We start from the raw sequence: 12,873 nt of genomic DNA, 5'->3' as shown, positions 1-12,873 counted from the left end.
ATCCTCCCTATTCCAAGTAAATAAGAATAGTATGCCCTTTAGGACGGACTTTATTGAAAAAGAAGAGTGAAAACTTTTAGCTATATAGACAACAAAAGGCTGCCAACACCCATGCTTATGGTAGTTGGCAGCCTTTGATTAATTAGTAATCACTTTAAATCAACGTTTCGATTTTGGCTGCAGGTAGAACAACTTGCAATGCTTTTTCTTCTTCATGACTTAAAGGGAGCAATGGCAATCGAAGTCCGCCAACTTGTACCCCGCTCATGTTCAAAGCTGATTTGACTGGTGCTGGATTAGGGGCAGCAAATAATGCCTTCATAAGCGGAAGAAGGCGGCGATGGGAAGTAGCTGCTTCTTGGACCCGGCCGTTTTTAAAGTGATTGATCATTTCTTGCATTTCATTCCCAATGACATGGGAAGCAACGGATACAACCCCGGCTCCGCCAATGGCTAAAACCGGCAATGTTAAGCCGTCATCACCACTATAAAGAGTAAAATCACTTGGGGCTTGGCTAATTATAGACGCCATGGCATCCAGGTTGCCGCTTGCTTCTTTTACGGCGACAATATTCTTGATTTGTGACAGGCGAACAATGGTCTCTGCCGCCAGATTGACCACACTTCGTCCAGGGACATTATAAAGCATAATCGGTAATGATGTGGCTTCAGCAATCGCTTTGAAGTGTTGATACATACCTTCTTGGGATGGTTTGTTATAATAAGGAGCAACAAGCATAATCCCATCCACACCTGCTTCCTCAGCCTGCTTTGTTAAACTGATCGAAGCTCGCGTGTTATTTGAGCCAGTGCCAGCAATGACTGGAACTCTTCCTTTAGCGGCACCAACAACAAATTTAAATAGTGCGATTTTTTCATCTGTCGTTAAGGTTGGCGATTCTCCTGTTGTACCAGCAACGACAAGTGCATCCGTCCCATTATCAATTAAATAATCTACTAGTCTTCTTGTTGCGTTAAAATCTACCTCACCATTTTGATCGAATGGCGTAACCATAGCGGTTAAAACTTGGCCAAATTTCATCTTTTCTCACCCTTTTAATAAATTTTTTTAAAAATTTAGAGGTGGGTAAGGCCATTCAAAATTCAACGCAAAAAAGCAACAACGAGGGTTCGCTGTTGCAGTAGAAACATAAAAAAATAAGTTCCCGTGCGTAAGATAGCCCTCCATATAGTTTCCTATATGACAGTTCTGTATTTATTCAATAGCAGAACCAGCTTCATGATAAATGAGAATCATTGAAGCTTCGGCAAATTCCCCTTTTCACAATCATCACTGGATCTCATTATCCTCTTATTGTGTACTAATGGTCTTTGCGCCTCTATCCTCACTTCAAAGTATTGAAGTAAGAAAATATATAATTGATTGTAAATATATCAGAATATTTCTTTTGTTTCAAGGGAAAATGGACCTATATTTGAAATCACCGTCAAATTTCTGCCGTTTCTAAAAGCTGTTTTTCTTTCTCTACCTCTAATGCAGAAACAATATAAGCAAACCCGTTCATAACAAAGTAAATAACATCAGATTGAACCCGTTCCTTTTCACCTAAATAAGTATTTATGATCACACTAAAGGAAAAGAATACGACAAAGGATAATGCAATTTTATTAAAAAGTATCATAGCCACCGGCTCCTTTAATTAGGATTCATATGTTAATCATATTTGCTTGAAACTGGTTTTATGTCTGCCGTCGGAAGGCTGGCTATAGAAATCAATGAGTGCCCGGTGTTGGTTCATTTACCATTGTCCTGCTTGGAAGTTCTTTCTTCCCGTGCAGGAAGTAATAAAGAACAATCGTTGCTAAAGCAACAACACCTAAGATCACATAAAGAGTACTATAGCCTGTTAGTGGAATAATGAATCCAAGGATGTATGGACCGAATCCAAGCCCAGCATCAAGAAAAATAAAGAAGGTTGATGTTGCTAATCCCATCCGATGGGGAGGGGTTACTCTTACGGCGACTGCCTGAGTACTTGATTGCATGTTACCGAAACCAAGGCCGATCAGAACACCGGATGCTAATAAAGTGATGCTGACACTTGCTGAACTAAGTAGAAACAAACCGGCAGCTAAGGCAATAAAGCTAGGATACATAACATAGTTGGCCCCTTTCAGGTCCATTAAGCGGCCGGTAACGGGGCGAGATAACAATACGGCGATGGAATAGACTAAGAAAAAGAAACTTGCTGTACTAACTAGGTCGATTTCTATCGCATAAAAATTAATAAAAGAAAGAACGCTAGAATAACAAAAGGCTACTACTAAAGTAATAACCGCGATTGGAAGTGCTTTTGGCTCAATATAATTTGAAAGCTTAAATCCTTTTGTTTCAGTTGGTTTGGCGGAGACTTCCAATTGTGGCACATTCACGAAGAACGCTGTGATCAAACTAATTACCCCTAATACAAGCGAGAAAATAAAGATCATTTGGAAGTCTGTATGCTGGGTCATGTATAGTCCAATGAAAGGGCCAATTGCTGTAGCCAGTGTGGCACTCATGCTGAAATAGCCAATTCCTTCGGCTTTCCGCGTAGCAGGGATAATCTGGGCCACAATTGTTCCCGTTGCTGTGCCAACCATTCCTGCTGCAATCCCATGAAGTAACCGGGTAATAAGCAAGAAGGTAATCCCGAAATTCACAAAATATAAAAGAAGCGTCAAAATAAAAAAGATGATACCAATGAATAACGTTTTCTTGCGGCCAATTGATTCAATAAATCTGCCAATTAACAACCGGCCAATTAATGATCCGACAATAAAAATCCCTGTTACAAGCCCTGCTTGACTTGTCGACGCATTAAATTCATCTACGGCATAAACGCCGATGATGACAATTAATAAATAAAAGACTAACGTTATGAAAAAATTGACCCCGGAAACAATTGTAAAATCCTTGGTCCAAAGTTTAGCTCTTGGTTGATTCACGTTTTTTAACCCCTTACTTAATAATATTATCTCGAATTTCTCCCATAATCCGGATGGCCTCAAGCTGTTCATGCTCGGTGATTCCTTTTAATATATCCACTTCAAATTGATTAATCGTGACACGAACCTCCGTATATATTTTTCTTCCTAGTTCTGTCAGCTGGGTTCTCTTTTCACGTTTATCCTTACTAGGTACCTGCTCGACATACCCCAGTTCTTCTAACCGGTTAATGGTCCGGGTTATAGTGGGCTTTTCCACATATAAATAATGTGATAGCTCCACAAGTGTGGCAGAACCATAATTAGTTAAGTAGTGAAAAATAGACCATTGCGCTCTGTGCAGTTGATGTTCAGCCAAATGAAAATTCAACTTATTTTCAAATGGGCGGTACAATAACAATAATTGGTGAAAGAATTTTTGCGAAGTTTTTATTTAAATCACCCCGATTTAATTAAAATAGTTAGCTAGAGTAATAATTACCTTGGGTAACTATATTAGTGTATCAGAAGTCTTCATAGAATGTCTAATGGTAAATATCGAGATGATACTAATCAAACGTTTGATTGAAAAGGGCTGGGACATTGGTATATATGGATTTCTGAGAGAATGGGTTGTTTCTAGAAAAACTAATCAAACGATTGATTAAAAAGGGGGATGGGGCCTTGGAAATGAAGTCATATAGGGCTTCGTTAGACTTATTGAGAGCACTAATTAAACGATTGATTAAAAGTAGGCGGGATACACAGTAATGAAGTCATTCAGAGGATAAGTGGGGTTTACCTGAAAAAACTAATCAAACGTTTGATTAAAACTGGCTGCAGCCTTGGTGTATAAGGCTTTCCAGGGTTAAGGTATTTTAAAAAAATACTAATCAAACGTTTGATTACATGTGGATGAAGCCTTGGTATTGAAGGCTTTCTTAAGGGGGGGAATTCTATTTTTAAAAAAACTAATCAAACGATTGATTAGATTGGCTGGAAGGCTTGGTATAACAATTACCAAACCCATGAATTTTGTTTATTTGTTATTTCGATACAAGTACAACCCGAAACCTAACGTATCCCTGCCCCAGGTCAAATATGTCCGGCGCCATGTTCGAATCCGCTCCAGCATGGCATCACAATCGGGGTCATCTGGATTCTCAAGACAATAATTTTCGACTGACATGGAATACAGCCATTCGTATTCATCCCAGTCATCATCGTTAGCCACATACGACCAAAGCGGGATTAACCCTAATTCTTCACCAGTCTTAACCGTATCCGCATGGCTTTTACACTCTGACTCGTCGGCCCCTCCAAGCGCCTCTAAATAGGCAGGACTAGGAGTCTGCTTCCAATAGCCTTCACCAATCAGAATGTAGCCATTTTTCTTTACTAGTCGCTTCAACGTCTGGAGGGTAGGTTGTATTCCGCCTAATGCATGAGTTGAGCCGATACAAACTCCAAAATCATAGTCAGCATCTTCATACTTTTCGACCGCCGAGGTAGCATCATCCACGATAAACTCAATGCTGCCATCAGGAATTCTGTTGCTTGCCTTCCGCTTTGCTTCCTTAATAGCCCCTTCATATAACTCGACTGCTATTGCAGATACTTGGTACTTTTCCACCAACCGAATCAATAGTTCGCACTTTCCTGCACCGATATCGATCACTTTATCAGCTGCATTAGGAGAGACAATTTCAAGCATCTTCATGATCTTTGATTCACTGATGGGGTTACTAAAGGCATGATTACGATGGGCAATCGCCGAAAATTTATTCCTATCCATATAGGTCTCCTTTTCATCTCAAAGAGTAGATGGTTCATTTCTATTTTAAGATAAAAAAAGAAACTACGCGAACCTCAGACCAATATCAAGTAGGATTTTACAGTCCTTACTCGTAATAGGACCAGTAAGTTGCAATCCCTAGAACAATTCTATTTAATAAAAATGTAATGCAAAAATTAACATAAAATGAGGTTATTCATGTGAAAGCACTTGTGTTTAATACGTTTGGCGGACCAGAGGTCCTGGAGTATACCGAAATCATAGAACCATCCATTGGTCCGGATGAAATATTGGTAAGCATGAAAGCCATTGGTTTGAACTTTGCTGATGTATATAGAAGAAAAGGGAACTATCATCTTTCGGGAGAGCCTCCCTATATCCTAGGGTATGAAGGGGCAGGAATCGTCGCAAAGGTCGGAGTAAATGTACAAGGAATCATTGTTGGGGACCGGATTGCTTTTGCCGATGTACCGTACGCCAATGCAGAGTTAGTTGCCGTTCCTGTCGAGAAAGCAATCCCTCTCCCTGAAACCATCTCCTTTGCGGAAGGTGCTTCTGTGCTGTTACAAGGATTGACGGCTCATTATTTAACAAGGGATAGTTATGCTGTGAAAAAGAATGATATCGTCCTAGTTCATGCAGCAGCGGGCGGCGTTGGGCAGCTCCTTGTTCAAATGGTGAAATTACTTGGCGGGACTGCAATTGGTTTAACTTCTTCCGAGGAAAAAGCGGCTGCGGCAGAAGAGGCGGGAGCGGATAAAGTTTTCTTATACAAGGATGACTGGAAGAATCAAGTTCTCAGTGCGACAAATGGCAAAGGGGTCGATGTTGTCTATGAATCAGTAGGTTCTACGCTTCAAGACAGTTTTGCGGCTATTCGTACCGGGGGAACGGTTGTCTTTTACGGGATGGCAGGTGGAGACCCTGCCTTGGTTGATCCAAGAATGTTAATGGATACATCAAAAACCTTGACGGGAGGAGACTTATGGAATGTGCTTACATCTCGGGAAGAGCGAATAACTCGTTCTTCAGAACTATTCCGGTGGATGGAGGAAGGAAAGATAAGAGTATCTGAACCGACTTCCTTCGCACTGCGCGATGGACAAGAAGCACACCGTTATCTAGAAAGCCGAAAGAGCACAGGGAAAATCTTATTAATTCCTTAAAGAGATATTAGTCCTACCGTACCTCAAAAATAAATTTATTTGTTCTAAGAATTATTCTTTTTTCCAATGAATAGTATTGTATGACAGGTGTGTGTCACATGTGGTACTTAACTCATATAATAGGCTTAAAAAAAGTTAGATGTATGACATATGTGCACTGTCACAATATTGTTAAAAGGGGAAGGAAAAATGAATGACAAATGGATTTTAGCGATCGATGCTGGTGCCTACGAGGTGAAAGGAAGAACGAAGGACGAGGTGTTTAAGTTCAGGTCAACAATTGGCCCATACCGCCATCTTCATTTGGGCAATCAAATGGGAATCGGCGACTACATCGTCGAGTACGGCGAAGAGAAACTGTTCGTAGGGAATATCGCCTGGCGGGAATGTCATGCAATAAGAGAGCCGAGAGATATTTCGAAAGCGCACGAAGAAACAAAGATCAGGGTACTGGTGGCAGTTCATCAGTATGGAAAAACGAAAGGGAACTGTGTAGTGGTTGGGCAGCCAATCCATGGAATGGTAAAAAAAGACAGGGAAAAGATTGAGAACATGCTGTTAGGGGTCCACACCATCACGGTGAACAATGTAAAGAAAACGTTTGACATTGAGGAAGTAAAAGTCGCGCCTGAAGGTTCCGGGGCATACTTCAGCATGGCAGACAGGCCGGAGGAGATTGCGAACATCATCGACACTGGAAGTAGTACCTTCAATTATTTAAGAGTGGAAGATGGCTACTTTATTGACAGGAAAAGCGGGACTCTTGCTTTCGGGGCAGAAACACACAGGGAAATGACAGAAAACCAAATGGCCGTAGCCATCCTGGCGGAACTGCGAGGCAAGTGGCACTTGGCCGAACCTACCTATCTTTGCGGGGGAATTGCTGAATATCTTCTCCCCTATATGAAAGAGTATTTTAAAAATATCCAACTAATCAAACCTGTCCACTACCGGACAAACGGAGCCAAAACATACAGTCCGCAATATGCCAATGCTTTCGGATTTTATACTCTGGGGAAAGCGGTCTTTACTGATGAATAAACTGAACCGAACAGTCAAGTCAGTCCCTTTCAACCTTGATGACCCCTTCGAAAGAGAACTTCTAGAACATTGTAACCAGTTCACTCAATTTGCCACATATATCAAACGCCTGATCCAACGAGATATGGAACAGGGTGGCGGAGTAATTCGGAAAGATCATGAAAAGTTAGAAATGAAACAGGAAAAATCAATTGACAAGTCGAAGTTGAAAAGCTTTGGTCTCTAACCCCTATACGGGGTCTTTTTTTTGGAATCCATGCTGTCGGGTTTACTTGGGACGGCAGTTAAGGTGATAGGCACCATAAACGATTATCTAAAAATAAAAAACTTTTTATTGCAAAAGCGCTTTCATTGGGTTTATAATATGAATAAATCGATTTACTAAACCGATTTACTAAAACGGTTTATGAACACATACTTATAAAGGGGTCATGGTTATGCAAAATGTAATTGTCCCGATAAACGCATTTGATAGATTTGAAGTGTTAAAGAAAGGGCAAGTATCATTTATTAAGCTCATTGCCGAGTCTGGCGCATTTGGAATAGAGATTCGCCGTGAATTATTATCGGAACAAGATCCACGACTTAATAGAATTAGACAAGAAATTGAACAATATCAACTATTTACCGTGTACTCGGCTCCGATCGAATTATGGAAAAAGGATCACGGGTTAAACGAAAAGGAATTAAACGAGATCTTTCAAGAAGGAAAAGAGCTGGGAGCTAAATGGATTAAAGTATCTCTTGGGCATTTTCAAAAAGGCAAATCCAATCTTAACGAACTGAATACCTTCTTGTATCAGCATCAGGGAATCCAATTATTTGTAGAAAATGACCAAACGCTTCATGGTGGGAATATCAATCAATTAACATCCTTTTTTGAAAGCGCCTCCGAACAGGATACACCAGTTCAAATGACATTTGATGTCGGTAACTGGTACTATTCTGGCCAGGATGTGGACGATGCAGTAAGCACACTTGTACCATATGTTCATTATCTACATTTAAAACAGGTAGAAGATGATAATGGAGAGTTCATCACTGTACCATTAAAAAAAGACGGAAGTCACAGTTGGGAGAAGGTAATGAATCGTTTTCCGGCTGAAATGATGAGGGCACTGGAGTTTCCTATTGAACCAAAGGAGAAAACGAAAGAGTTTATTCAGATGATATCGGAAAGTGAGGCTTTATCATGCAACAATTAGATACAATTACTTTTGGAGAAGCAATGGCGATGTTTATGGCCAATCATCCAGGTTCCTTACATGAAGTCAGTCAATTTACCCGTGAACTTGCCGGTGCAGAAACCAATGTAGCCATTGGCCTTGCAAGACTTGGGCTGCGCTCTGGTTGGGCTAGTAAGGTCGGAAACGATGCGTTTGGAAGGTTTGTCATCGAAAGGCTCAAAAATGAAAACGTTGACATTAACCATGTTTTGATTGACCAAAAGTATCCGACTGGTTTTCAATTAAAATCAATGGTGGTAGAAGGCGACCCAGAAGTTCAATATTTTCGGAAAGGCTCGGCGGCAAGCCATCTAACTAGCGACGATTTCAATGAAGAGTATTTTCAACGTGCAAAGCATTTGCATATGACGGGGATTCCACTTGCCCTCTCGGAAAGTGCAAGAGCCTTTGCAAAACACGCTTTATCGGTTATGAAAAAGAATGGCAAGAAGGTTTCCTTTGACCCGAATTTAAGACCTACTCTTTGGGTATCACAAGAAGAAATGGTAAAGGAAATCAATGAAACAGCTTTCCAGGCAGATTATGTTTTACCGGGAATTGCTGAGGGTGAAATCCTAACAGGTTTTAAGGAACCGCGTGAAATCGCTTCCTTTTACTTGGAAAAGGGCGCCCAGCTGGTAGTTATTAAGCTCGGGGCTGAGGGAGCTTTTTATAAATCAGCAACAGAAGAAGGTACCGTTCGCGGTTTCCATGTGGAAAGAGTGGTTGATACCGTTGGTGCTGGTGATGGCTTTGCGGTTGGCGTGATCAGTGGATTATTAGAAGGTCTCGATGTTCATGATGCGGTTTTAAGAGGCAATGCGATTGGTGCGTTAGCGGTTCAATCACCTGGTGATAATGATGGCTATCCAACCAAAGCAGAGTTAGAAAAATATATAGAAAATCAATTAGAGGGAGTGAAATAACATGAAACAAACGATTGCGAAACAACGATGGCTGCGTCTTATTCCAATTGCTTTTATTACGTATAGTCTTGCTTATCTTGACCGTGCCAACTATGGATTCGGTGCTGCTTCAGGATTGGCCGAGGATCTTCACATTACAGCAGGTACTTCATCTCTACTTGGTTCTCTATTCTTCTTAGGATATTTCTTTTTCCAAGTGCCTGGTGCTGCATTTGCCGAGAAAAAAAGTGCGAAGGTACTAATTTTCTGGTCATTGATTGCATGGGGGTTATTAGCTTCTTTTACTGGTATGATATCAAATATTAAATTATTATTTGTGATTCGCTTTGCCCTTGGGGTTGTGGAAAGTGCCGTAATGCCATCCATGCTAGTGCTTTTAAGTAACTGGTTTACGAAAGCAGAACGTTCTCGTGCGAATACGTTCTTAATTCTAGGAAACCCAGCAACGGTATTATGGATGTCAATTGTTTCTGGTTATTTAGTTAACTCTGTGGGCTGGAGATGGATGTTTATTGCTGAAGGTCTTCCTGCCGTGATTTGGGCATTTATTTGGTGGAAAGTTGTCAATGACAAACCAAGAGAAGCAAAATGGTTAACTGAGCAAGAAAAGAATGATTTCGAACAACAATTAGCAAAAGAACAAGAAGGGATCAAGCCGGTTAAAAATTACGGTGAGGCCTTTAAGTCAAAACCAGTTATTTTGTTAAGTGCGCAATACTTCCTTTGGAGCATTGGTGTATATGGATTTGTAATGTGGCTTCCATCGATTATTAAAGCCGCGCCAAATATGGATATTGTAAAAACAGGCTGGTTATCTTCTGTACCGTATATTTTAGCGATTATCCTTATGTTAGTGGCTTCTTATTTCTCTGATAAAACATTAAACCGAAACGCATTTGTTTGGCCGTTTCTATTAATTGGTGCCGTCGCGTTTTATGCCTCTTATGCAATTGGTACAGAGCATTTCTGGATTTCATTTGTCTTACTGGTGATTGCCGGTGGTGCGATGTATGCTCCATATGGTCCATTCTTTGCAATCATTCCTGAAATCCTGCCGCGTAATGTAGCAGGAGGCGCAATGGCTCTTATTAACAGTATGGGTGCGTTAGGCTCATTTGTTGGTTCTTATATCGTAGGATACTTAAATGATTCTACAGGTGGATTCAGTGCTTCTTATATCTTCATGGCAGGCTCTCTATTCCTTTCAGCGATCTTAACGATCATGGCAGTAAAAGCAGCCAAGAAGGATAAAAGCGAACCATCTAATGTAAATGTGAGTGCTTAAAAAAGGTTGGGGTAACAGCTTTGGATTTTTTTCCAAAGCTGTTACTTATTTAGGTGGTGGAAAATTAGCAGCTTTGCGGCTAAAATGAAGTCAGTGAAGTAAGAGGAAAGAGGAAGATAGGCATGGAAAAAGTAACAATGGCCGACGTAGCTAAAGCGGCCGGTGTATCGAAAAGTACCGTTTCTCAATACTTAAATAAGCGTTTTGAATATATGGGGGAAAAGACGAAACATAAGATTGAAGAAGCCATTGAAGAGCTTGGCTATCAGCCCAATTTTATCGCAAGAAGTCTAAAGCAAAAGCGGACCTCTATGGTTGGAATCATTGTCGCGAATATTACCCATTATTTTTCAACCGAAGTCAGCCGTGCCATTGAGGATTTTTGTCATAAACATGATTTGCATGCTATTGTCTGTAACGCCGATGATGACCCTGAAAAGGAAAAGAAATATATTGAAATGTTAAGAGCAAAGCAAATCGATGGTCTGATTATTTTTCCGACAGGGCAAAATAATGATTTATACAAAAGCATGGTGAAGCAGGGTTATCCGGCTGTGTTTGTAGATAGAAAAGTGGAGAATCTTGATGTGTTTTCAATTATAACCAATAATACTGATGCTACTTACAAAGCCGTGCAACATTTCATTGAAAAAGGACACCAGAATATTGCTTTTGTGGTGCAGCCTTTAACGGTAAGTACCCGTATCGACCGATTAGCAGGATATAAGAAGGCATTAACCGATGCCGATTTAGAGGTAAATCCAGATTTCATCATCGAAGCAAGCATTCCCGAAATGAAAAGCAAACTTGAACAACTCTTTTCATTAGAGGTTAAACCAACAACACTCTTTGCAGGTAATGACCGTGTCTTACTGGCGGTGCTTGAATTTCTAAAGGAAAAAGGAATCAAGCTTGGGAATGAGCTGGAATTGATTGTATTTGATAATATCCCATTTGCCCATTTGCTAGAGGCACCCATTTCCTTTATTATTCAGCCGGCAACAGACATGGGAAAAAAGGCGGCCGAACTGTTATTTGAACAGATTAATAAAGAAAACATACACCCTGAAGTGTTTGTTTTTCCAAGCAGGATGTTGTAAACAATTCGTTAGTGCCTGACACCAGGAAAGGTTCGGGCACATTTTGTCCATTGAAGAACGCTTATAAATGAAGTATAATCAGTTCATAAACCGATTTAGTAAACCGATTTATCACCCAAGTCCATAAAAAGGAGTTTGATGATGAAAATACAACTGGCTTTGGATCGAATGGATATAGCTGAAGCGATCGAATTAACTAAAAATGTGGAGGATTCCATCGATTGGATTGAGGTTGGGACTTCGCTAATTAAAGAATTTGGTGTTGCGAGTATTAAAGAAATGAAACATGCTTTTCCTCATAAACAAATTGTTGCAGATATTAAAACGATAGATAATGCCCGTTATGAATTTGAACTGTGTTTTGATGCGGGGGCAGATGTAGCGACCGTTATGGGTGTTTCTCCCCTCGTGACCATTGATACTTGTATGGAGGTAGCCAATCGTTATCAGAAAAAGGTCATGATTGACTTGTTAAATACATTGAATGAACAAAAAAAGGCATTACAGAAATACACAGACGCCATTTTTTGCGAGCATGTAAGTAAGGACCAACAAGAGGAATTAGGCAGTCAAAATCAAGGAACAAGACCAAGTGATTTCTCAGCATTTCAAGTGGCAGCTGCAGGAGGGATTAAGCTTGATTCGATTGGGAACCTTATCGAGTCACTGAACCCAGCTGTGGTCATCATTGGCTCAGCGATTACGAAGGCAGAAAATCCATCAGCAGCGGCGGCACACTTTAAACAAGTTATTCTACAAACGGAGGGGATTAAAACATGTTAGTGATTCCTACTATATTAAATGAAGTAGAAACAGTCCTTAGTCAAGTGGATGAGGCTCAGCTTCAGGAGTTAGCGGTTCAATTGCAAAAAGCGAAGCGGATTTTTGTCATCGGGGAGGGGCGTTCCGGTTTAATGGCAAAATCATTTGCCATGCGCTTAATGCATTTTGGTGCTACGGTCTTTGTTGTAGGGGAAACCATCACGCCATCGATTGCAGAAGGTGACCTTTTAGTAGCCATTTCGGGTTCAGGTACAACGAAAAATGTGGTTTGGACAGCTGAAAAAACGAAGTCACTGGGCTGTGCGGTAATGGCTGTTACTACTAATCCAGAGTCCACATTAGCAAGTGCGGCAACCGAGATTCTTCACGTACCGGCAGCGACAAAATATCGGCGCGAGAATGAGTTAGAGACGATCCAGCCGCTTGGTTCGTTATTCGACCAATGTGCTCATATTCTATTTGATACCCTTTGCTTGCTATTCAGCAAGCTCAATGAAGTAGACCACACACTAGCGTTCGGACGACATAGCAATTTAGAATAGGAATAGAATGGTGTCAGGCACTCAATCCATTTAACACCACCTAGACTAGCCCCCTCGGATGTATTAGAATAACAGGGATGA

14 protein-coding genes and 1 riboswitch are annotated in these 12,873 nt (G+C 40.7%); of the genes, 9 read left to right on the top strand and 5 right to left on the bottom strand.

Annotated features, from left to right (window positions below):
• Nucleotides 1-154 precede the first annotated feature (154 nt).
• The 5 genes from dapA to ACJ004_RS20845 form a co-directional block, all read right to left on the bottom strand.
• Entirely contained in the window at nt 155-1,042 is an 888-nt protein-coding gene (gene dapA, locus ACJ004_RS20865) for a 4-hydroxy-tetrahydrodipicolinate synthase (protein ID WP_410895059.1), read from the bottom strand.
• A 128-nt stretch (nt 1,043-1,170) separates the two neighbouring features.
• A riboswitch (Lysine riboswitch) is annotated at nt 1,171-1,351 on the bottom strand.
• Nucleotides 1,352-1,448: 97 nt separating this feature from the next.
• The gene (locus ACJ004_RS20860) at nt 1,449-1,643 is read right to left on the bottom strand and encodes a hypothetical protein (protein ID WP_410895058.1); all 195 of its coding nucleotides are present in this window, start codon (nt 1,641-1,643) and stop codon (nt 1,449-1,451) included.
• 91 nt (nt 1,644-1,734) lie between these two features.
• Nucleotides 1,735-2,949, bottom strand: a complete 1,215-nt coding sequence (locus ACJ004_RS20855) for an MFS transporter (protein WP_410895057.1) — start codon at nt 2,947-2,949, stop codon at nt 1,735-1,737.
• Between the two features lie 13 nt (nt 2,950-2,962).
• A complete protein-coding gene (locus ACJ004_RS20850; protein WP_410895077.1) occupies nt 2,963-3,382 on the bottom strand; it encodes a MarR family winged helix-turn-helix transcriptional regulator in 420 nt (139 codons plus the stop codon).
• Nucleotides 3,383-3,967: 585 nt separating this feature from the next.
• Nucleotides 3,968-4,723, bottom strand: coding sequence for a class I SAM-dependent methyltransferase (locus ACJ004_RS20845; RefSeq protein WP_410895056.1), 756 nt, complete (start codon nt 4,721-4,723; stop codon nt 3,968-3,970).
• Nucleotides 4,724-4,923: 200 nt separating this feature from the next.
• Here ACJ004_RS20845 and ACJ004_RS20840 point away from each other — a divergent pair, with 200 nt between their 5' ends.
• The 9 genes from ACJ004_RS20840 to hxlB all read left to right on the top strand — a co-directional run bounded on the left by ACJ004_RS20840 (nt 4,924) and on the right by hxlB (nt 12,792).
• Nucleotides 4,924-5,889 (top strand): quinone oxidoreductase family protein, encoded by a 966-nt coding sequence (locus ACJ004_RS20840; protein ID WP_410895055.1) that lies wholly within the window; start codon nt 4,924-4,926, stop codon nt 5,887-5,889.
• Nucleotides 5,890-6,078: 189 nt separating this feature from the next.
• A complete protein-coding gene (locus ACJ004_RS20835; RefSeq protein WP_410895054.1) occupies nt 6,079-6,930 on the top strand; it encodes a ParM/StbA family protein in 852 nt (283 codons plus the stop codon).
• Nucleotides 6,923-7,156 (top strand): hypothetical protein, encoded by a 234-nt coding sequence (locus ACJ004_RS20830; protein ID WP_410895053.1) that lies wholly within the window; start codon nt 6,923-6,925, stop codon nt 7,154-7,156. The genes ACJ004_RS20835 and ACJ004_RS20830 overlap by 8 nt, the downstream gene beginning before the upstream one ends.
• Before the next feature lie 211 nt (nt 7,157-7,367).
• Nucleotides 7,368-8,135, top strand: a complete 768-nt coding sequence (locus tag ACJ004_RS20825) for a sugar phosphate isomerase/epimerase family protein (protein WP_410895052.1) — start codon at nt 7,368-7,370, stop codon at nt 8,133-8,135.
• Nucleotides 8,123-9,082: a sugar kinase gene (locus ACJ004_RS20820; RefSeq protein ID WP_410895051.1), complete on the top strand. Its 960-nt coding sequence runs from the start codon at nt 8,123-8,125 to the stop codon at nt 9,080-9,082. The genes ACJ004_RS20825 and ACJ004_RS20820 overlap by 13 nt, the downstream gene beginning before the upstream one ends.
• A 1-nt stretch (nt 9,083) precedes the next feature.
• Nucleotides 9,084-10,367, top strand: a complete 1,284-nt coding sequence (locus tag ACJ004_RS20815; RefSeq protein WP_410895050.1) for an MFS transporter — start codon at nt 9,084-9,086, stop codon at nt 10,365-10,367.
• Between the two features lie 122 nt (nt 10,368-10,489).
• On the top strand, nt 10,490-11,467 hold the full coding sequence (locus ACJ004_RS20810) for a LacI family DNA-binding transcriptional regulator (protein WP_410895049.1): 978 nt from the start codon (nt 10,490-10,492) through the stop codon (nt 11,465-11,467).
• Nucleotides 11,468-11,608: 141 nt separating this feature from the next.
• Nucleotides 11,609-12,250 carry a 3-hexulose-6-phosphate synthase gene (gene hxlA / locus ACJ004_RS20805; RefSeq protein WP_410895048.1) on the top strand — a complete coding sequence of 214 codons (642 nt, stop codon included), beginning with the start codon at nt 11,609-11,611 and terminating at the stop codon, nt 12,248-12,250.
• Nucleotides 12,244-12,792 carry a 6-phospho-3-hexuloisomerase gene (gene hxlB, locus ACJ004_RS20800; RefSeq protein WP_410895047.1) on the top strand — a complete coding sequence of 183 codons (549 nt, stop codon included), beginning with the start codon at nt 12,244-12,246 and terminating at the stop codon, nt 12,790-12,792. Before hxlA ends, hxlB begins: the two co-directional genes overlap by 7 nt.
• Nucleotides 12,793-12,873: the final 81 nt, after the last annotated feature.

It is taken from the genome of Neobacillus sp. 204, from assembly GCF_046562815.1.
Classification (GTDB): Bacteria; Bacillota; Bacilli; order Bacillales; family Cytobacillaceae; genus Neobacillus.
This window is presented reverse-complemented; position numbering and strand designations above follow the sequence as displayed.

Coding starts and splice junctions, on each gene's coding strand:
- ACJ004_RS20820 (WP_410895051.1), top strand. CDS start 8,123: ATGCAACAATTAGATACAATTACTTTTGGAGAAGCAATGGCGATGTTT.
- ACJ004_RS20830 (WP_410895053.1), top strand. CDS start 6,923: ATGAATAAACTGAACCGAACAGTCAAGTCAGTCCCTTTCAACCTTGAT.
- ACJ004_RS20825 (WP_410895052.1), top strand. CDS start 7,368: ATGCAAAATGTAATTGTCCCGATAAACGCATTTGATAGATTTGAAGTG.
- ACJ004_RS20860 (WP_410895058.1), bottom strand. CDS start 1,643: ATGATACTTTTTAATAAAATTGCATTATCCTTTGTCGTATTCTTTTCC.
- dapA (WP_410895059.1), bottom strand. CDS start 1,042: ATGAAATTTGGCCAAGTTTTAACCGCTATGGTTACGCCATTCGATCAA.
- ACJ004_RS20810 (WP_410895049.1), top strand. CDS start 10,490: ATGGAAAAAGTAACAATGGCCGACGTAGCTAAAGCGGCCGGTGTATCG.
- ACJ004_RS20845 (WP_410895056.1), bottom strand. CDS start 4,723: ATGGATAGGAATAAATTTTCGGCGATTGCCCATCGTAATCATGCCTTT.
- hxlA (WP_410895048.1), top strand. CDS start 11,609: ATGAAAATACAACTGGCTTTGGATCGAATGGATATAGCTGAAGCGATC.
- ACJ004_RS20835 (WP_410895054.1), top strand. CDS start 6,079: ATGAATGACAAATGGATTTTAGCGATCGATGCTGGTGCCTACGAGGTG.
- hxlB (WP_410895047.1), top strand. CDS start 12,244: ATGTTAGTGATTCCTACTATATTAAATGAAGTAGAAACAGTCCTTAGT.
- ACJ004_RS20815 (WP_410895050.1), top strand. CDS start 9,084: ATGAAACAAACGATTGCGAAACAACGATGGCTGCGTCTTATTCCAATT.